The following is a 19,294-nucleotide window of genomic DNA, read 5'->3' as shown; positions in this document are numbered from 1 at the left end:
GACCGACAGTTACTGGCCTGACGGGGCCCACGGAGGTTATTTCCTTGGCTGCTGCGCGCAACGCAACCAACACCGACAAGACACCCAAGAACGGACGAGCCGCATCTCGTCTCTCGTTCGCCAAGATCACGGACACCCTGACCGTTCCCGATCTGCTCGCACTGCAGACCGAGAGCTTCGACTGGCTGGTCGGAAACGACGCGTGGAAGGCCCGCGTCGCCGAAGCCGAGGCCCAGGGTCGCCAGGATCTGCCCGGGAGCACCGGCCTCGAGGAGATCTTCGAGGAGATCTCCCCCATCGAGGACCTCGGCGAGACCATGCAGCTCTCGTTCACGAACCCCTTCCTCGAAGAGAAGAAGTACTCGATCGACGAGTGCAAGGAGAAGGGCAAGACCTACGCGGCCCCGCTCTACGTCGAGGCCGAGTTCATGAACCACCTCACCGGTGAGATCAAGACGCAGACGGTCTTCATGGGCGACTTCCCGCTCATGACGGAGCGAGGCACCTTCATCATCAACGGCACCGAGCGTGTCGTCGTCTCGCAGCTCGTCCGCTCGCCGGGCGTCTACTTCGAGTCGACCGCCGACAAGACCTCGGACAAGGACATCTACTCGGCGCGCATCATCCCGAGCCGCGGAGCCTGGCTCGAGTTCGAGATCGACAAGCGCGACCAGGTGGGCGTGCGCATCGACCGCAAGCGCAAGCAGTCCGTCACCGTCTTCCTCAAGGCGCTCGGCCTGACCAGCGAGGAGATCCTCTCCGAGTTCGCGGGCTTCCAGTCGATCGAGCTGACCCTCGAGAAGGACGCCATCCTCACGAAGGAGGAGGCGCTCAAGGACATCTACCGCAAGCTGCGTCCGGGCGAGCAGGTCGCCGCCGAGGCCGCGCGTGCGCTCCTCGACAACTTCTACTTCAACCCGAAGCGCTACGACCTCGCCAAGGTCGGCCGCTACAAGATCAACCGCAAGCTCGGCCTCGAGGCCCCGCTCACGGACTCGGTGCTGACCGTCCAGGACATCATCGCGACGATCAAGTACCTGGTCTCCCTGCACGACGGCCAGACCACGTTCACGGGTCTCCGCAACGGAGAGCCGGCCGAGATCCGCCTGGACGTCGACGACATCGACCACTTCGGCAACCGTCGCATCCGCGCCGTCGGCGAGCTCATCCAGAACCAGGTCCGCACCGGTCTCTCCCGCATGGAGCGCGTCGTCCGCGAGCGCATGACCACGCAGGACATCGAGGCGATCACCCCGCAGACCCTGATCAACGTGCGCCCCGTCGTCGCCGCGATCAAGGAGTTCTTCGGAACGAGCCAGCTGTCGCAGTTCATGGACCAGAACAACCCGCTCGCGGGTCTGACGCACAAGCGCCGCCTCTCGGCCCTCGGCCCCGGCGGTCTGAGCCGCGAGCGCGCCGGCGTCGAGGTCCGCGACGTCCACCCGTCGCACTACGGCCGCATGTGCCCGATCGAGACCCCGGAAGGCCCGAACATCGGCCTGATCGGCTCGCTCGCGTCGTTCGCGCGCATCAACTCGTTCGGCTTCATCGAGACGCCGTACCGCAAGGTCGTCGATGGCCGGGTCACCGAGCAGATCGACTACCTGACCGCCTCCGAGGAGGACGACTTCGTCGTCGCGCAGGCCAACGCCCCGCTCGACTCGAACGGCCACTTCACCGAGGAGCGCGTCCTCGCCCGGCAGAAGGGCGGCGAGGTCGACCTCGTCCCCGCCGACGAGATCGGCTACATGGACGTCTCCCCGCGCCAGATGGTGTCGGTGGGTACCTCCCTGATCCCCTTCCTCGAGCACGACGACGCCAACCGAGCCCTCATGGGTGCGAACATGCAGCGCCAGGCGGTGCCGCTGCTCCGCTCGGAGAGCCCGGTCGTCGGAACCGGCATGGAGGGCTTCGCGGCCATCGACGCCGGTGACGTCGTCACCGCCGAGAAGGCCGGTGTGGTCAGCGAGGTCTCGGCCGACGCGGTCACCGTCCAGGCGGACGACGGCACGGTCAAGACCTACTACCTGCGCAAGTTCGACCGCTCCAACCAGGGCACGTCGTACAACCACCGCGTGGTCGTGGACGAGGGCGACCGCATCGAGGTCGGAGAGGTCGTCGCCGACGGCCCCGCCACCGAGAACGGCGAGCTCGCGCTCGGCAAGAACCTGCTCATCGCGTTCATGCCCTGGGAGGGTCACAACTTCGAGGACGCGATCATCCTCAGCCAGAACCTGGTGAAGGACGACACCCTCTCCTCGATCCACATCGAGGAGTACGAGGTCGACGCCCGCGACACCAAGCTCGGCAAGGAGGAGATCACCCGCGACCTCCCGAACGTCAGCCCGGACCTCCTGGCCGACCTCGACGAGCGCGGCATCATCCGCATCGGCGCCGAGGTTCGCCCCGGCGACATCCTCGTCGGCAAGGTCACCCCGAAGGGCGAGACCGAGCTCTCGGCCGAGGAACGCCTGCTCCGCGCGATCTTCAACGAGAAGAGCCGCGAGGTGCGCGACACCTCCCTCAAGGTGCCCCACGGCGAGGAGGGCACCATCATCGGTGTCAAGGTCTTCGACGCGCAGGACGGCGACGACGAGCTCGGCTCGGGCGTCAACCAGCGCGTGGTGGTCTACATCGCCCAGAAGCGCAAGATCACCGCGGGCGACAAGCTCGCCGGTCGTCACGGCAACAAGGGCGTCATCTCGAAGATCCTGCCGGTCGAGGACATGCCGTTCCTCGCGGACGGCACCCCGGTCGACGTGATCCTCAACCCGCTGGGTGTGCCCGGTCGAATGAACTTCGGCCAGGTGCTCGAGATCCACCTCGGCTGGATCGCCCAGAACGGCTGGGAGGTCAAGGGCAAGCCCAAGTGGGCCGCCGACCTGCCCGAGGCCGCGTTCAGCGCGGCCCCCGGCACCAAGGTCGCGACCCCGGTGTTCGACGGCGCGAAGGAGGAGGAGATCGCCGGTCTGCTCGACTCGACGCTCCCCACCCGCGACGGCGACCGCCTCATCGGCTCGTCCGGCAAGACGCAGCTCTTCGACGGCCGCTCCGGCGAGCCGTACCCGGACCCGATCTCGGTCGGCTACATGTACATCCTGAAGCTGCACCACCTCGTCGACGACAAGATCCACGCCCGTTCGACCGGCCCGTACTCGATGATCACCCAGCAGCCGCTCGGTGGTAAGGCGCAGTTCGGTGGACAGCGTTTCGGTGAGATGGAGGTGTGGGCCCTCGAGGCCTACGGCGCCGCATACGCGCTGCAGGAGCTCCTGACCATCAAGTCGGACGACATCCTCGGCCGCGTGAAGGTCTACGAGGCCATCGTCAAGGGTGAGAACATCCAGGAGCCGGGCATCCCGGAGTCCTTCAAGGTGCTCATCAAGGAGATGCAGTCGCTCTGCCTGAACGTCGAGGTCCTCTCGGCCGACGGCCAGCAGGTCAGCCTGCGCGACGCGGACGACGAGGCCTTCCGCGCTGCGGAAGAGCTCGGCATCAACATCTCCTCCCGCTTCGAGTCCTCGTCGATCGACGAGATCTGACCCGCAGCCAGACCCACCTGACGAATTCTTTACAGGAGAGAGTGAACATTGCTCGACGCAACAACTTTTGATGAGCTGCGTATCGGCCTGGCGACCGCCGACGACATCCGTCGTTGGTCCTACGGCGAGGTCAAGAAGCCGGAGACGATCAACTACCGCACGCTGAAGCCGGAGAAGGACGGTCTCTTCGGAGAGCAGATCTTCGGACCGTCGCGTGACTGGGAGTGCTCGTGCGGCAAGTACAAGCGCGTCCGCTTCAAGGGCATCGTCTGCGAGCGCTGCGGCGTGGAGGTCACCAAGTCCTCCGTCCGCCGTGAGCGCATGGGCCACATCGAGCTCGCCGCGCCGGTCACGCACATCTGGTACTTCAAGGGCGTGCCCAGCCGTCTCGGCTACCTGCTCGACATGGCGCCGAAGGACCTCGAGAAGGTCATCTACTTCGCTGCCTACATGGTGATCGACGTGGACGAGGAGGGCCGTCACGCCGACATGCCCGGCCTCGAGAACGAGCTCCGCCTCGAGATCAAGACGCTGTCGGACCAGCGCGACTCCCGCGTCGCCGAGCGTCTCCAGCGCCTCGAGGTCGACCTCGCCGCGCTCGAGGAGGAGGGTGCCAAGGCCGACCAGAAGCGTCGCGTCAAGGACACCGCCGAGAAGGAGATGGGCCAGCTCCGCAAGTCCTTCGACGAGGACATCGCCCGTCTCGAGCGCGTGTGGGAGTCGTTCCGCACCCTCAAGGTCGGCGACCTCAAGCCCGAGGACGCGGACTTCAACGAGCTCGTCGACCGCTACGGTCTGTACTTCGAGGCCTACATGGGCGCCGAGTCGATCAAGCGCCGTCTGCAGGCCTTCGACCTGAACGCCGAGGCCGAGCTGCTCCGCGAGCAGATCGCCACGGGCAAGGGCCAGAAGAAGATCCGCGCGATCAAGCGTCTGCGCGTCGTCTCGTCGTTCCTCGCGACCGGCAACTCGCCGGCCGCGATGGTCCTCGACGTCGTCCCGGTCATCCCGCCGGAGCTGCGCCCGATGGTGCAGCTCGACGGTGGCCGCTTCGCGACCAGCGACCTGAACGACCTGTACCGCCGCGTGATCAACCGCAACAACCGTCTGCGCCGCCTGCTCGACCTCGGGGCCCCCGAGATCATCGTGAACAACGAGAAGCGCATGCTGCAGGAGGCCGTCGACGCCCTGTTCGACAACGGCCGCCGCGGACGCCCCGTGACGGGTACCGGCAACCGCGCCCTCAAGTCCCTCAGCGACATGCTGAAGGGCAAGCAGGGACGCTTCCGCCAGAACCTGCTCGGAAAGCGCGTCGACTACTCGGGCCGTTCGGTCATCATCGTCGGCCCGCAGCTCAAGCTGCACCAGTGCGGTCTGCCGAAGCAGATGGCGCTGGAGCTGTTCAAGCCGTTCGTGATCAAGCGCCTGATCGACCTGAGCCACGCTCAGAACATCAAGGCCGCCAAGCGCATGGTGGAGCGTTCGCGCCCACAGGTGTGGGACGTGCTCGAGGAGATCATCCGCGAGCGCCCCGTGCTCCTGAACCGCGCGCCCACGCTGCACCGTCTCGGCATCCAGGCGTTCGAGCCCCAGCTCGTCGAGGGCAAGGCCATCCAGCTGCACCCGCTCGTCTGCGCCGCGTTCAACGCGGACTTCGACGGCGACCAGATGGCCGTGCACCTGCCGCTGTCGGTCGAGGCCCAGGCCGAGGCCCGCATCCTGATGCTCGCCTCGAACAACATCCTGAAGCCGTCCGACGGCCGCCCGGTCACCCTGCCCTCGCAGGACATGATCATCGGTCTGCACCACCTCACCACCGTCCGCGAGGGCGCCGTGGGCGAGGGCCGTGCGTTCTCCTCCGTCTCGGAGGCGATCCTCGCCAAGGACCAGGGCTCGCTGCACCTGAATGCGACCGTCAAGATCCGTCTCGACAACTACGTGCCGTCCGACGCGGCGGACACCGGAACGCAGCCGACCACCGCGATCGTGGAGACCACGCTGGGCCGCGCCCTCTTCAACGAGGCGCTCCCGGCCGATTACCCCTACGTGGAGGCCGTCGCCGACAAGGGCATGATCTCGTCGATCGTGAACGCCCTTGCCGAGCGGTACCCGAAGGTGGAGGTCGCCGCGGCGCTCGACCGGATCAAGGACGCCGGCTTCTACTGGGGCACCCGTTCCGGTGTGACCGTCGCGCTGAGCGACATCCTCACGCCGCCGAACAAGCCGCAGATCGTCGCGGGCTACGAGAAGAAGGCCGCCAAGATCACGGCGGAGTTCGAGAAGGGTCTCACGACCGACCTCGAGCGTCGTCAGGAGCTGGTGAAGCTCTGGACGGAGGCGACCAACGAGGTCGCCGAGGCCATGCGCGCCAACTTCCCGGCCGACAACACCATCAACCGCATGGTCACCTCGGGCGCCCGTGGTAACTGGCTGCAGGTGCGCAACATCGCCGGTATGCGTGGTCTGGTGAACAACCCGAAGGGTGAGATCATCCCCCGTCCGATCATCTCCTCGTACCGCGAGGGTCTGTCGGTGGCGGAGTACTTCATCGCGACGCACGGTGCCCGCAAGGGTCTGGCCGACACGGCTCTCCGTACGGCGGACTCGGGCTACCTGACCCGTCGTCTGGTGGACGTCTCGCAGGATGTCATCATCCGTGAGGACGACTGCGGCACGACCAAGGGCCTCGACCTCCCGATCGCGACGGTCGGCGAGGACGGCACCCTCACCCGTGACCCGAACGTGGAGAACTCGGTGTTCGCCCGGACGCTGGCCGCCGACGCGGTCTCGCCCGACGGCACCGTGGTCGCCGCCGCCGGTGACGACGTGGGCGACGTGCTCATCGACAAGCTGGTCGCTGCCGGTGTCCAGGACATCAAGGTGCGCTCCGTGCTCACCTGCGAGTCCGCGGTCGGCGTCTGCGCCGCCTGCTATGGCCGTTCGCTCGCGACCGGCAAGCTGGTGGACATCGGCGAGGCCGTCGGCATCATCGCGGCCCAGTCGATCGGTGAGCCCGGCACGCAGCTGACCATGCGTACCTTCCACACCGGTGGTTCGGCCTCCGCGGACGACATCACCCAGGGTCTGCCGCGTGTCCAGGAGCTGTTCGAGGCCCGTACCCCCAAGGGTGCGTCCCCGATCGCCGAGGCCGCCGGCCGTATCGTCATCGAGGAGACGGACAAGTCCCGCAAGGTCGTCCTGACCCCCGACAACGGCGACGAGCCGCACGTCTACCCGGTGCTGCGCCGTTCGACCCTCCTGGTGGAGGACGGACAGCACGTCGAGCTCGGCCAGCAGCTGATCGTCGGCACCGTCGACCCGAAGGAGGTCCTCCGGGTCAAGGGTGTCCGCGAGGTGCAGAAGCACCTCGTCGGTGGCGTGCAGGGCGTCTACCGCTCGCAGGGTGTGCCGATCCACGACAAGCACATCGAGGTCATCGTCCGCCAGATGCTCCGCAAGGTCACCGTCGTCGACCACGGCGACACCGACCTGCTCCCGGGTGAGCTCGTCGACCGCTCGCGGTACAACGAGATCAACCGCGCGGCGCTGCAGGAGGGCAAGAAGACGGCCTCGGCGCGTCAGGAGGTCATGGGTATCACCAAGGCGTCGCTGGCGACCGAGTCGTGGCTGTCGGCCGCATCCTTCCAGGAGACCACCCGCGTCCTGACGCAGGCGGCCATGGAGGGCAAGTCCGACCCGCTGATCGGCCTCAAGGAGAACGTCATCATCGGTAAGCTCATCCCGGCCGGCACCGGCCTGCAGCGCTACCGGAACGTCACCGTCGAGGCGACGGAGGAGGCCAAGGCCGAGCGGTACCCCAACCGCATCTTCGCCGACGACTCCGCCTTCAGCGAGAACGACCTGAGCTTCGTCGACTTCGACAGCTTCAGCTCGGACGACTACACCCCCGGCACCTACAACTAAGGTCCCGTACCACGACGGCCCCCGGCGCGAACGCGTCGGGGGCCGTCGTCGTTCCCCCCCCGGTCATGCGGGAGAATGGAACCCATGTGGCGCCATCTCCTCGAGTACACGGACACGACCGGCCGGGCGATGGTCGGTTTCTCGGCCGTCGCGCTCGTCGTCGCCGTGGTCAGCTTCGTCGTCGGCATCGTCCAGGCGACCGCCGGCCACGCCGCCGCGACCCTCCCGTTCTGGCTGACCACCATGGGCTGCGCCGTCCTCGCGGGCGTGCTCGTCTACCTCGCGAGCCGTCGCGGGGACTTCAAGCGCCGCTGATCCGTGGCGCGACGGGACATCACGGGGCACCTGTAAGCGAGGCGATCACGCCTGCGACGGCGGGGAAGACGGTGACATCCCTTCGCCGCCGCCGGATTCTCGCCCCGTGACGGCGTGGCCCACCGATAGCTCGACATGACCTGACCGCCCTCGGTCCGCCTCCCTTCACATCCCGCAGCCCGTTGCTACAGTGGGCACCACGACGGGCCCGCCGGGCCCCTGGAGGTGCCACGATGAGCGACACGACACCGGACTCCGCATCCGCGGACACGGGGGAGCAGCAGGCGACGCCCGCGGAGCCCGCAACGGGTGCGGCCGCGTCCGCCGCTGCTGAGCCGCACGACTCCGATCCGGAGGTCGTGGACCCGCCGTCGAGCTCGGTCTCCGCGCGCGGGCATGTGAACCGTCCCGCCGGCGACACGAAGACCGAGGAGGCGGCTCCCGTTCCCGCCGCTGCTCCTCCCGCGCCGGCCGCCGTGACGGAGCCAGAACCCGTGGTGAGCACCGACGACGACATCGCGGCCGCGGTCGCGCGCACGGCCGCACAGCCGGGGGAGGCCGGGGCCACGGCCGCCGGCACCGCCACCGTCGACACCGCGTCGCCGGCGGAGGCCGCCGCGCCCGTGGTCGCCGCTGCCGCCGCCGCGGAAGCGCAGACCGCTCCAGCCGTGACCACCGCATACGGGACCGCTCCGGCCGCGACCGGAGCGTGGGCGCCGGAGCCGACCGGCACGGCCGTCCCGGTGCAGCCGCAGCCCGTCGCGCCGATCTTCCTGCAGCGGCCCGAGCCGCCGAAGCGCAAGAGCAACCGGGGCACGGGCATCCTGATCGTGCTCGTCGGGACGGTCGCGTTCGCGCTGCTGTGGAGCGTAGCGGTCGTCGTCGTCGGCGCGCTTCTGACGCCCAGCAACGAGTACCTGCAGGCACTGCTCCAGTACTACACGCAGCAGATCTCGGGCTGGGTCCCGGTCGTCGCCTTCTTCGTGGGCATGGTCGTGCTCGTGCAGATCGTGAACCGGGCGCGCTGGTGGGCGTACATCCTCGGCGGCCTCGTCGTCGCCGTCTTCGTCTACTTCTGCTACGTCGGCGCCTACCTCGTGGATGCCCGCTTCCTCGACCGCACCCCGGCCGAGTTCGCCATCCTCCTCCGCAGCGCGTGGCTCAACCCGTTCGCCGTGCTCGCCGGCGTCATCGCCCGCGAGATCTCGGTGTGGACCGGTGCCTGGCTCGCCGGGCGCGGTCGCAAGCTGAAGGCCCGCAACGCGGAGGCCCAGGCGGACTACGAGCAGCAGGTCGCCGATGCGCAGAACCAGGCCGTCGCCGCGTACGCCTCGCAGCAGGGGTACTGATCGGGCGGTCATGCGTGACGAACGCGCCTATGCGAGTGTCGTGGCCCTCTTCGCCGCGGGCCTCGACCTCGCGCTGATCGTCGCGGGCTTCGGCCTCCTGTCGCTCGCGACCAACACCGAGGTGGTCGCCGACCCGGCGGTCGGGACGCTCGTGGGCCCTGCCATGACGGGGGCGGCGGTCGTCGCTCTGCTGCTGGCGCTGATCGGGATCGGGACGCGCGTGCCCGCCGATCGCCAGCGCATCGCACCCGGCACGGCCCTCCTGGTCGGGCTGGTCTGCTACCTGGTCTTCGTGGTGGCGGGAGCGGTGGCCGGCATCGCGGGGGATCCCTCGCAATCGCTGCGTGCGCTCCTGTTCGCCGCCGGCCAGTTCGGCAGCTGGTACGCGGTTCTGGTCGGGATCGTCTCGTTCGTCGTCACGCTGCTCTACCAGCTCGTCCTGGTGGGCCGGTTCAGCCAGCGGGGGCGTCCACGCTGGCCGTGGGAGCGGGACGGCGACGAGTGAGCGCAGGCACCGGTTTCGCCCTGCGCGGACGAGGGCCTACCACAGCCGCTCTCATTTGACCGGGAAGGGCGCGGACGATAACATTTATCGGGTGTGCGCTCTGCTGCGCGCTCGTTCCGTGCCCAGAAATGGGACCAGCGATGGAGGAGCGGGCGGGCCGGCACGTACTCATCCGATGGGCAGGGAGACCGCACGGGATCCCGGCCCCCACGGCATATCGGCGGCGAGCCTTCATTCGTCGGCCGATTCCCCAGACGACCGAATGACCCGCCCGGCGGGTGAGTCGGTCATGGGACAAGCAACAACTGTCACCGTGCAGTCCATATAAGGAGAAGTAGTGCCTACCATTCAGCAGTTGGTGCGGAAGGGTCGGACGCCGAAGGTCACCAAGACCAAGGCCCCCGCCCTGAAGGCCAACCCCCAGCAGCGCGGCGTCTGCACCCGCGTCTACACCACCACCCCGAAGAAGCCGAACTCCGCGCTCCGCAAGGTCGCCCGTGTGAAGCTCTCCAACGGCACCGAGGTCACCGCCTACATCCCCGGTGAGGGCCACAACCTGCAGGAGCACTCGATGGTGCTCGTCCGCGGCGGTCGCGTGAAGGACCTCCCTGGCGTCCGCTACAAGATCGTCCGCGGCGCCCTGGACACCCAGGCCGTCAAGAACCGCAAGCAGGCTCGCAGCCGCTACGGCGCGAAGATGGAGAAGAAGTAATGCCTCGCAAGGGTCCCGCTCCGAAGCGCCCCGTCGTCGCCGACCCGGTCTACGGCTCGCCTGTCGTCAGCCAGCTCGTCAACAAGATCCTCCTCGACGGCAAGAAGGGCCTCGCCGAGCGCATCGTCTACGACGCGCTCGAGGGCGTCTCCTCCAAGTCGGGCAACGACGCGGTCACCACGCTCAAGAAGGCGCTCGACAACATCCGCCCGACCCTCGAGGTCCGCAGCCGCCGCGTCGGCGGCTCGACCTACCAGGTGCCGGTCGAGGTCAAGCCGCACCGCGCGAACACTCTCGCGCTCCGCTGGCTCACGAGCTACGCCAAGGGTCGTCGCGAGAAGACGATGACCGAGCGTCTCACCAACGAGATCCTGGACGCCTCGAACGGCCTCGGCGCCGCCGTGAAGCGTCGCGAGGACACCCACAAGATGGCCGAGTCGAACAAGGCCTTCGCGCACTACCGCTGGTAACACTCTTCGCCGTCCGGGCGTTGCACCCTTCGGGGAGCCGCCCGGACGGCGCCCCTTCCACTCTCTACTTTTCGGAGGAACCCTGTGGCACAGGACGTGCTCACCGACCTGACAAAGGTCCGCAACATCGGCATCATGGCCCACATCGATGCCGGCAAGACCACTACGACCGAGCGCATCCTGTTCTACACGGGCGTCAACCACAAGATCGGTGAGACGCACGACGGCGCCTCGACCACCGACTGGATGGAGCAGGAGAAGGAGCGCGGCATCACCATCACGTCCGCGGCCGTCACCTGTTTCTGGAACAAGAACCAGATCAACATCATCGACACGCCGGGTCACGTCGACTTCACCGTCGAGGTGGAGCGTTCGCTCCGCGTCCTCGACGGCGCCGTCGCCGTGTTCGACGCGAAGGAGGGCGTCGAGCCCCAGTCGGAGACCGTCTGGCGTCAGGCCGACAAGTACGTCGTCCCCCGCATCTGCTTCGTCAACAAGATGGACAAGCTGGGCGCCGACTTCTACTTCACCGTCGACACCATCGTCTCCCGCCTCGGCGCGAAGCCGCTGGTGATGCAGCTCCCGATCGGCTCCGAGTCCGACTTCGTCGGCGTCGTCGACCTGATCGAGATGCGCGCGCTGGTCTGGCCGGGCGACGCCAAGGGTGATGTCACCATGGGCGCCAAGTACGAGGTCCAGGAGATCCCCGCCGACCTGCAGGCCAAGGCCGAGGAGTACCGCGCCAAGCTGCTCGAGACCGTCGCCGAGTCCGACGACGTGCTGCTCGAGAAGTTCTTCGGCGGCGAGGAGATCACCGTTCCGGAGATCAAGGCGGCCATCCGCAAGCTCACCGTGAACAACGAGATCTACCCGGTGCTCTGCGGCTCCGCGTTCAAGAACCGCGGTGTGCAGCCCATGCTCGACGCCGTGATCGACTACCTCCCGTCACCGCTCGACGTGCCCGCCATCGAGGCGCACGACCCGCGCGACGAGGAGAAGGTCATCCTCCGTCACGCCGACGCCACCGAGCCGTTCTCGGCCCTGGCGTTCAAGGTCGCGGTGCACCCGTTCTTCGGTCGTCTGACCTACGTGCGCGTGTACTCGGGCCGCGTCGACTCCGGTGCCGCGGTCGTGAACTCGACCAAGGGCCGTAAGGAGCGCATCGGCAAGATCTTCCAGATGCACGCGAACAAGGAGAACCCGGTCGACTTCGTCACCGCCGGCAACATCTACGCGGTCATCGGCCTCAAGGACACCACCACCGGCGACACCCTGTGCGACCCGGACAACCAGGTCGTCCTCGAGTCGATGACGTTCCCGGAGCCGGTCATCGAGGTCGCCATCGAGCCGAAGACCAAGGCCGACCAGGAGAAGCTGGGCACCGCGATCCAGAAGCTCGCCGAAGAGGACCCGACGTTCCGCACCGAGCAGAACCAGGAGACCGGTCAGACGGTCATCAAGGGCATGGGCGAGCTCCACCTCGACATCCTGGTCGACCGCATGAAGCGCGAGTTCAACGTCGAGGCCAACGTCGGCAAGCCGCAGGTGGCCTACCGCGAGACGCTCCGTCGCCCGGTCGAGAAGTACGACTACACCCACAAGAAGCAGACCGGTGGTTCCGGTCAGTTCGCGAAGGTGCAGATCTCCCTCGAGCCGATGGAGGTCACCCCCGAGACGTCCTACGAGTTCGTCAACGCCGTCACGGGTGGTCGCGTCCCGCGCGAGTACATCCCCTCGGTCGACGCGGGCATCCAGGACGCGATGCAGGTCGGCGTGCTCGCCGGCTTCCCGACGGTGGGCGTCAAGGCGACGCTCGTCGACGGTGCGTCGCACGACGTCGACTCCTCGGAGATGGCGTTCAAGATCGCCGGATCGATGGCCTACAAGGAGGCCGCTCGCAAGGCGAACCCCGTGCTCCTCGAGCCGCTCATGGCGGTCGAGGTGCGCACGCCCGAGGAGTACATGGGCGATGTGATCGGTGACCTCAACTCCCGTCGTGGTCAGATCCAGTCGATGGAGGAGGCGAGTGGCGTCAAGGTCATCCGCGCCAACGTCCCCCTGTCGGAGATGTTCGGCTACATCGGCGACCTGCGTTCCAAGACGTCGGGCCGCGCGGTGTACTCGATGACCTTCGACAGCTACGCGGAGGTCCCGAAGGCCGTCGCCGACGAGATCGTTCAGAAGAGCAAGGGCGAGTGACCTCGGTCGCTCCCTTTGAAGAACATCCCGTAACATAAGAAACCAATCCCGTAGGTCTGCCGGTCGAAATCCATCGACCGGGATACCTACATGAGAGTCCTGAGGAGGACCCAGTGGCTAAGGCCAAGTTCGAGCGGACTAAGCCGCACGTCAACATCGGAACCATCGGTCACGTCGACCACGGCAAGACGACGCTCACCGCGGCGATCTCCAAGGTGCTTGCTGACAAGTACCCGTCGGCGACCAACGTTCAGCGCGACTTCGCGTCGATCGACTCGGCTCCGGAAGAGCGTCAGCGTGGTATCACGATCAACATCTCGCACGTCGAGTACGAGACGCCGAAGCGCCACTACGCGCACGTTGACGCCCCGGGTCACGCCGACTACATCAAGAACATGATCACCGGTGCCGCTCAGATGGACGGCGCGATCCTCGTGGTCGCCGCCACCGACGGCCCGATGGCTCAGACCCGTGAGCACGTTCTGCTCGCCAAGCAGGTCGGCGTGCCGTACCTGCTGGTCGCGCTGAACAAGTCCGACATGGTCGACGACGAGGAGATCCTGGAGCTCGTCGAGCTCGAGGTCCGCGAGCTCCTCTCGAGCCAGGACTTCCCGGGTGACGACGCTCCGGTCGTCCGCGTCTCGGGCCTCAAGGCTCTCGAGGGCGACGAGAAGTGGGTCCAGTCGGTCCTCGACCTCATGGAGGCCGTCGACGAGTCCATCCCGGACCCGGTGCGCGACAAGGACAAGCCGTTCCTGATGCCGATCGAGGACGTCTTCACGATCACCGGTCGTGGAACCGTCGTCACGGGCCGCGCCGAGCGTGGCACGCTGGCCATCAACTCCGAGGTCGAGATCGTCGGCATCCGCCCGACGCAGAAGACCACCGTCACGGGTATCGAGATGTTCCACAAGCAGCTCGACGAGGCCTGGGCCGGCGAGAACTGTGGTCTGCTCCTCCGTGGCACCAAGCGCGAGGACGTCGAGCGCGGTCAGGTCGTCGTGAAGCCGGGTTCGGTCACGCCGCACACCAACTTCGAGGGCACCGCCTACATCCTCTCGAAGGAGGAGGGTGGCCGTCACAACCCCTTCTACACGAACTACCGCCCGCAGTTCTACTTCCGTACCACCGACGTCACCGGCGTCATCTCGCTGCCCGAGGGCACCGAGATGGTCATGCCCGGCGACACCACCGACATGACGGTCGAGCTGATCCAGCCGATCGCCATGGAGGAGGGCCTCGGCTTCGCCATCCGTGAGGGTGGCCGCACCGTGGGCGCCGGTACGGTGACGAAGATCATCAAGTAAGTCGTCTTCGACTGACTCGCGAGAGGGTCGGGCCTTCGGGCCCGGCCCTCTTTCGTGTCGTGTGGGGGGTCTTTACCTTCGGCGCCGCGAAGCGCAGTATGGATTCACCGTTTCAACCGAACGGGTCCGTCGATGAAGGGAGACGCCTATGGAGAGCATGAACCTCGCCAACCAGGAGAAGCCGCTGACCGGATCACGGACGGAGAGTTCGGACACCGCGTGAGCGGACTTCACACCAACTGAGCAGCGGCGCGAGGCGCTGCTCGAGCGGGGCCGGCAGACCTGCCGAGCCCCGCTCCCTTATGTGCGTGACCGCTGCTCTACGGGACGACCGCTGCGCGGCGCCGCGCAGCGGTCGTCCCGAACTGCAGCGGCTGGTAGTTCTTCACAGGTCTGGGTGAATCGAGCGTCATCCACGTGTCGGCGGATCGGGGGCACGGGGGTGTCGGCTCCGGGTATCTGTCGAGGATGAGCGATCACAGCAGCAGCCCCGATCTCGTCCTCGTCCGCGATCTCCTCTTCACCGGGGAGACCCGGCGGCAGCACGCCCGCGCTGTGGCCGCCGGAAAGGAGGTCCGCGTCGCTCGCGGCGCATACGTCGAACGCGAGCGGTGGGACGCGTTGGACGACCTCGAGCAAGCGAAGCTGCGAGTGCTCGCCCACGCCCGGACGAGGTCGCGGCCACCGGTGTTCTCCCACTGGTCCGCCGCGCTGCTGCACGGACTGCCTGTGTCCCGGCAGGCGCTCGCCTCGATACACGTCATCCTCCCACCCACGAGCGGAGGGCGCTCAGTGCCCGGCGTCGTCGCGCATTGCACCGGGGTCGCTGCCGTCGACGTCGTCGAACTGGGTTCGCTCCGCTGCACGTCCATCGAGCGCACCGTCGTGGATCTCGGTGCAAGCGCCTCGATGAGAGACGCGCTTCCGTCGGCCGATGCCGCGCTCCGGCGAGGGGTGCGGAAGGCGGACCTCCTCGCATCCTGGCTTCGCGCCCTGCCCCAGCGAGGGCATCGGCGCTCCCTCGAACTGATCGAGTTCGCCGATGGCCGGGCGGAGTCACCGCTGGAGTCCGTCAGCCGAGCGAGCATGCGCGTCGCCGGGATGGCGGTCCCCCGACTCCAGATGGCGTACCGGGACGCGGCGGGGCTCGTCGGCCACGTCGACTTCGCCTGGCCTGAGTCGAACGCCGTGGGAGAGGCGGACGGCGACGCCAAATATCTCGATCCTGCGCTGCGCGACGGACGATCGGCCGAGCGGGTGGTGCTCGACGAGAAGATCCGGGAAGACCGGCTCCGTGCTCTCGGCCTCCGCGTGGTGCGATGGCGCTGGGAGACGGCGTGCGACCCGCGTGCGCTGCAGGCGGTGCTCGGCTCCGCCGGCGTTCCGACAGCGCGAGCTGCGCTCCGGGACGAGCGCGGTCCGGCGCGGTAGAGCGCTCGTCCCAAACCGCGGCGGAGGCGGGGCGCGCCCGCGACACGCCCGGGTTGCAGCATCGGCGCGCATCTGGCAAACTTGTCTAGTTCAACATTCCGGGACGGGTGTGCTCACGCGCGCTTCGAACGGATCACTGCCAGGCAGTGCATAGCCCACCGCGAGGCCTCTCGAGGCCGGCGGGACGATGGTTAGGCCGCAGGCAGCAGGACACGCTCACAACGACCACCCTCGGGGACAAGGGGTTTTCCCTGTCCTCGATTCGGGCGACACGCCCGAGCGCGGGGGTCGGGGAGTTGACAGAAGAATAGTGGCGTTCCCCTGCGTTCGTCGCACCGCGTCCAATGCGGATCGGATCCACCAGGAGCCGACCGTACGACGCCATAACAAGAGAGAGAGTCAGACATGGCGGGACAGAAGATCCGCATTCGGCTTAAGTCGTATGACCACGAGGTCATCGACACCTCGGCGCGCAAGATCGTCGACACGGTGACCCGTGCCGGCGCGACCGTCGTCGGCCCGGTGCCGCTTCCCACCGAGAAGAACGTGGTGTGCGTCATCCGTTCGCCCCACAAGTACAAGGACAGCCGCGAGCACTTCGAGATGCGCACGCACAAGCGGCTGATCGACATCATCGACCCGACCCCGAAGGCCGTCGACTCGCTCATGCGTCTCGACCTGCCGGCGGACGTCAACATCGAGATCAAGCTCTAAGGGGGAGTGTCGCTATGTCCAACAACGAGACCAAGACCTCCCGCGGCCTCCTCGGCAAGAAGCTCGGCATGACCCAGGTCTGGGACGAGAACAACAAGCTCATCCCCGTGACCGTCATCGAGATCACGCCGAACGTCGTGACCCAGGTCCGCACCCCCGAGGCGGACGGCTACAACGCCGTGCAGATCGCCTACGGCCAGATCGACCCGCGCAAGGTGACCAAGCCGGCCGCCGGCCACTTCGACAAGGCGGGCGTCACCCCGCGTCGTCACCTCACCGAGGTCCGCACCGCGGACGCGGCCGACTACAGCGCCGGCCAGGAGCTCACCGTCGAGGGCACGTTCGAGGCCGGCCAGCTGGTCGACGTCGTCGGCACCTCGAAGGGCAAGGGCTTCGCCGGTGTCATGAAGCGCCACAACTTCCAGGGCGTCTCCGCTTCGCACGGTGCGCACCGCAACCACCGCAAGCCAGGCTCCATCGGCGCCTCCTCGACCCCGAGCCGTGTCTTCAAGGGCATGCGCATGGCCGGTCGCATGGGCGGCGAGCGCGTCACCGTCCTGAACCTCAAGGTCCAGGCCGTCGACGCCGAGAAGGGCCTGCTGCTGGTCAAGGGCGCCGTTCCCGGTGCTCGTGGCCGCATCGTTTTCGTCCGCAACGCAGTGAAGGGGGCCTAAGGTAAATGGCTACCTCGATTGACGTCCTCGACCTCAAGGGCAAGAAGGCCGGCTCCATCGAGCTCCCCGAGGCCCTGTTCGACGTCCAGACCAACATCCCGCTGATCCACCAGGTGGTCACCGCCCAGCTCGCCGCCGCGCGTCAGGGCACCCACAAGGTCAAGGGTCGTGGCGAGGTCTCCGGCGCCGGCCGCAAGCCGTTCAAGCAGAAGGGGACCGGCCGCGCTCGTCAGGGCTCGATCCGCGCCCCTCAGATGACCGGTGGTGGCATCGTCCACGGACCGACCCCGCGCGACTACTCGCAGCGCACCCCGAAGAAGATGATCGCCGCTGCTCTGCTCGGCGCTCTCTCGGACCGCGCCCGCGGCAGCCGCCTCCACGCCGTCCAGGCGCTCACGGCCGGCGAGGCCCCCTCGACCAAGGCCGTCGTCGAGCTGCTCGACGGCATCGCGACCTCGAAGCACGTCCTCGTCGTGCTCGAACGCGATGACGCCAACGGCTTCAAGAGCGTCCGCAACGTGCGCAACGTGCACGTGCTGACCTACGACCAGCTGAACGCCTACGACGTGCTGGTGAGCGACGACATCGTCTTCACCCAGGCCGCGCTCGAGGCCTTCATCGCATCGAAGACGCAGATCGCCGCGAAGACGGCGTCGAGCAAGGAAGAGGTGAACGCGTAATGGCCGCCCTGAACAAGGACCCGCGCGACGTCATCATCGCCCCGGTCGTCTCTGAGAAGAGCTACGGCCTGATCGACGAGGGCAAGTACACCTTCCTCGTCGACCCGCGTTCGAACAAGACCGAGATCAAGCTCGCCATCGAGTCGATCTTCAAGGTCGAGGTCGCGTCGATCAACACCCTGAACCGCCAGGGCAAGACCCGTCGCACCCGCTTCGGCATCGGCAAGCGCAAGGACACCAAGCGCGCGATCGTCACGCTGAAGTCCGGTTCCATCGACATCTTCACGGCCGTCGGCTGAGCGAAGGACTAGAGGAAGACAGACATGGCTATTCGCAATTACAAGCCCACGACCCCCGGTCGTCGCGGCTCCTCGGTCGCCGACTTCGCCGAGATCACCCGCTCGACCCCGGAGAAGTCCCTTCTCCGTCCGCTGTCGAAGACCGGTGGCCGCAACAACCAGGGCCGCATCACGACCCGTCACATCGGTGGTGGCCACAAGCGCCAGTACCGCGTCATCGACTTCCGTCGCAATGACAAGGACGGCGTGAACGCCAAGGTCGCGCACATCGAGTACGACCCCAACCGCACCGCTCGCATCGCGCTGCTCCACTTCGTGGACGGCACCAAGCGCTACATCCTGGCGCCGCAGGGCCTCAAGCAGGGCGACATCGTCGAGTCGGGCGCCGGCTCGGACATCAAGCCGGGCAACAACATGCCCCTTCGCAACATCCCCACCGGTACGGTCATCCACGCGATCGAGCTCAAGCCGGGCGGCGGCGCGAAGATGGCACGTTCGGCGGGCGCCTCGGTGCGTCTCGTCGCGAAGGACGGCCCCTACGCCCAGCTGCGTCTCCCCTCGGGCGAGGTCCGCAACGTCGATGCGCGCTGCCGCGCGACCATCGGCGAGGTCGGCAACGCCGAGCAGTCGAACATCAACTGGGGCAAGGCCGGCCGCATGCGCTGGAAGGGCGTCCGCCCGACCGTCCGCGGTGTCGCGATGAACCCGATCGACCACCCGCACGGTGGTGGTGAGGGCAAGACCTCCGGTGGTCGCCACCCGGTCAGCCCGTGGGGCCAGAAGGAAGGCCGCACGCGTCACCCCAACAAGGAGAGCGACAAGCTCATCGTTCGCCGCCGCAACGCCGGCAAGAAGCGCAAGTAGGAGTTCGAGAAGATGCCACGCAGTCTCAAGAAGGGCCCCTTCGTCGACGAGCACCTGTTTCGCAAGGTGGTCGCCGCGAACGAGGCCAACAGCAAGAACGTGATCAAGACCTGGTCGCGCCGCTCGATGATCGTCCCGGCCATGCTGGGTCACACCATCGCGGTGCACGACGGTCGCAAGCACATCCCGGTGTTCGTCACCGAGACCATGGTCGGTCACAAGCTCGGCGAGTTCGCGCCGACGCGTACCTTCCGCGGCCACGTGAAGGACGACAAGAAGGGTCGCCGCCGCTAACGCGGAGGCGAAAAG

General features: G+C 67.3%; 16 protein-coding genes. All 16 read left to right on the top strand.

Annotated features, from left to right (window positions below):
- The first annotated feature begins 44 nt into the window (after nucleotides 1–44).
- Nucleotides 45–3,542, top strand: coding sequence for a DNA-directed RNA polymerase subunit beta (gene rpoB / locus IT072_RS16315; RefSeq protein WP_223357883.1), 3,498 nt, complete (start codon nucleotides 45–47; stop codon nucleotides 3,540–3,542).
- Nucleotides 3,543–3,590: 48 nt separating this feature from the next.
- Nucleotides 3,591–7,466 (top strand): DNA-directed RNA polymerase subunit beta', encoded by a 3,876-nt coding sequence (gene rpoC, locus IT072_RS16310; protein ID WP_223357882.1) that lies wholly within the window; start codon nucleotides 3,591–3,593, stop codon nucleotides 7,464–7,466.
- An 84-nt stretch (nucleotides 7,467–7,550) separates the two neighbouring features.
- Complete coding sequence (locus tag IT072_RS16305; protein WP_223357881.1) at nucleotides 7,551–7,781, top strand: hypothetical protein; 231 nt, start codon at nucleotides 7,551–7,553, stop codon at nucleotides 7,779–7,781.
- 233 nt (nucleotides 7,782–8,014) lie between these two features.
- Nucleotides 8,015–9,130, top strand: a complete 1,116-nt coding sequence (locus IT072_RS16300; protein WP_223357880.1) for a hypothetical protein — start codon at nucleotides 8,015–8,017, stop codon at nucleotides 9,128–9,130.
- A gap of 10 nt (nucleotides 9,131–9,140) precedes the next feature.
- Complete coding sequence (locus IT072_RS16295) at nucleotides 9,141–9,635, top strand: hypothetical protein (RefSeq protein WP_223357879.1); 495 nt, start codon at nucleotides 9,141–9,143, stop codon at nucleotides 9,633–9,635.
- Between the two features lie 337 nt (nucleotides 9,636–9,972).
- Nucleotides 9,973–10,347, top strand: a complete 375-nt coding sequence (gene rpsL, locus IT072_RS16290; RefSeq protein ID WP_011186743.1) for a 30S ribosomal protein S12 — start codon at nucleotides 9,973–9,975, stop codon at nucleotides 10,345–10,347.
- Nucleotides 10,347–10,817 carry a 30S ribosomal protein S7 gene (gene rpsG / locus IT072_RS16285; protein WP_021759597.1) on the top strand — a complete coding sequence of 157 codons (471 nt, stop codon included), beginning with the start codon at nucleotides 10,347–10,349 and terminating at the stop codon, nucleotides 10,815–10,817. The genes rpsL and rpsG overlap by 1 nt, the downstream gene beginning before the upstream one ends.
- Before the next feature lie 84 nt (nucleotides 10,818–10,901).
- Entirely contained in the window at nucleotides 10,902–13,016 is a 2,115-nt protein-coding gene (gene fusA / locus IT072_RS16280; RefSeq protein WP_263282051.1) for an elongation factor G, read from the top strand.
- A 113-nt stretch (nucleotides 13,017–13,129) separates the two neighbouring features.
- Nucleotides 13,130–14,323 (top strand): elongation factor Tu, encoded by a 1,194-nt coding sequence (tuf, locus tag IT072_RS16275; RefSeq protein ID WP_223357878.1) that lies wholly within the window; start codon nucleotides 13,130–13,132, stop codon nucleotides 14,321–14,323.
- 468 nt (nucleotides 14,324–14,791) lie between these two features.
- Nucleotides 14,792–15,754 (top strand): type IV toxin-antitoxin system AbiEi family antitoxin domain-containing protein, encoded by a 963-nt coding sequence (locus IT072_RS16270; protein WP_223357877.1) that lies wholly within the window; start codon nucleotides 14,792–14,794, stop codon nucleotides 15,752–15,754.
- A gap of 405 nt (nucleotides 15,755–16,159) precedes the next feature.
- The gene (gene rpsJ / locus IT072_RS16265; RefSeq protein ID WP_005050520.1) at nucleotides 16,160–16,468 is read left to right on the top strand and encodes a 30S ribosomal protein S10; all 309 of its coding nucleotides are present in this window, start codon (nucleotides 16,160–16,162) and stop codon (nucleotides 16,466–16,468) included.
- Between the two features lie 14 nt (nucleotides 16,469–16,482).
- Nucleotides 16,483–17,142: a 50S ribosomal protein L3 gene (gene rplC / locus IT072_RS16260; RefSeq protein ID WP_223357876.1), complete on the top strand. Its 660-nt coding sequence runs from the start codon at nucleotides 16,483–16,485 to the stop codon at nucleotides 17,140–17,142.
- A gap of 5 nt (nucleotides 17,143–17,147) precedes the next feature.
- Nucleotides 17,148–17,822: a 50S ribosomal protein L4 gene (gene rplD, locus IT072_RS16255; protein WP_223357875.1), complete on the top strand. Its 675-nt coding sequence runs from the start codon at nucleotides 17,148–17,150 to the stop codon at nucleotides 17,820–17,822.
- Nucleotides 17,822–18,121, top strand: coding sequence for a 50S ribosomal protein L23 (rplW, locus tag IT072_RS16250; protein WP_223357874.1), 300 nt, complete (start codon nucleotides 17,822–17,824; stop codon nucleotides 18,119–18,121). The genes rplD and rplW overlap by 1 nt, the downstream gene beginning before the upstream one ends.
- A gap of 24 nt (nucleotides 18,122–18,145) precedes the next feature.
- The gene (gene rplB / locus IT072_RS16245) at nucleotides 18,146–18,985 is read left to right on the top strand and encodes a 50S ribosomal protein L2 (RefSeq protein ID WP_223357873.1); all 840 of its coding nucleotides are present in this window, start codon (nucleotides 18,146–18,148) and stop codon (nucleotides 18,983–18,985) included.
- 12 nt (nucleotides 18,986–18,997) lie between these two features.
- Nucleotides 18,998–19,279 (top strand): 30S ribosomal protein S19, encoded by a 282-nt coding sequence (gene rpsS, locus IT072_RS16240; RefSeq protein WP_018191964.1) that lies wholly within the window; start codon nucleotides 18,998–19,000, stop codon nucleotides 19,277–19,279.
- The last annotated feature ends 15 nt before the right edge of the window (nucleotides 19,280–19,294 follow it).

Source organism: Leifsonia sp. ZF2019, from assembly GCF_019924635.1.
Classification (GTDB): domain Bacteria; phylum Actinomycetota; class Actinomycetes; order Actinomycetales; family Microbacteriaceae; genus Leifsonia.
This window is presented reverse-complemented; position numbering and strand designations above follow the sequence as displayed.

Bases quoted from the DNA above. Each gene is read 5' to 3' on its own strand.
- IT072_RS16305 (WP_223357881.1), top strand. From the start codon at position 7,551: ATGTGGCGCCATCTCCTCGAGTACACGGACACGACCGGCCGGGCGATG.
- IT072_RS16295 (WP_223357879.1), top strand. From the start codon at position 9,141: ATGCGTGACGAACGCGCCTATGCGAGTGTCGTGGCCCTCTTCGCCGCG.
- rplC (WP_223357876.1), top strand. From the start codon at position 16,483: ATGTCCAACAACGAGACCAAGACCTCCCGCGGCCTCCTCGGCAAGAAG.
- rpsG (WP_021759597.1), top strand. From the start codon at position 10,347: ATGCCTCGCAAGGGTCCCGCTCCGAAGCGCCCCGTCGTCGCCGACCCG.
- rplB (WP_223357873.1), top strand. From the start codon at position 18,146: ATGGCTATTCGCAATTACAAGCCCACGACCCCCGGTCGTCGCGGCTCC.
- rpsJ (WP_005050520.1), top strand. From the start codon at position 16,160: ATGGCGGGACAGAAGATCCGCATTCGGCTTAAGTCGTATGACCACGAG.
- IT072_RS16270 (WP_223357877.1), top strand. From the start codon at position 14,792: ATGAGCGATCACAGCAGCAGCCCCGATCTCGTCCTCGTCCGCGATCTC.
- rplD (WP_223357875.1), top strand. From the start codon at position 17,148: ATGGCTACCTCGATTGACGTCCTCGACCTCAAGGGCAAGAAGGCCGGC.
- IT072_RS16300 (WP_223357880.1), top strand. From the start codon at position 8,015: ATGAGCGACACGACACCGGACTCCGCATCCGCGGACACGGGGGAGCAG.
- rplW (WP_223357874.1), top strand. From the start codon at position 17,822: ATGGCCGCCCTGAACAAGGACCCGCGCGACGTCATCATCGCCCCGGTC.
- rpsS (WP_018191964.1), top strand. From the start codon at position 18,998: ATGCCACGCAGTCTCAAGAAGGGCCCCTTCGTCGACGAGCACCTGTTT.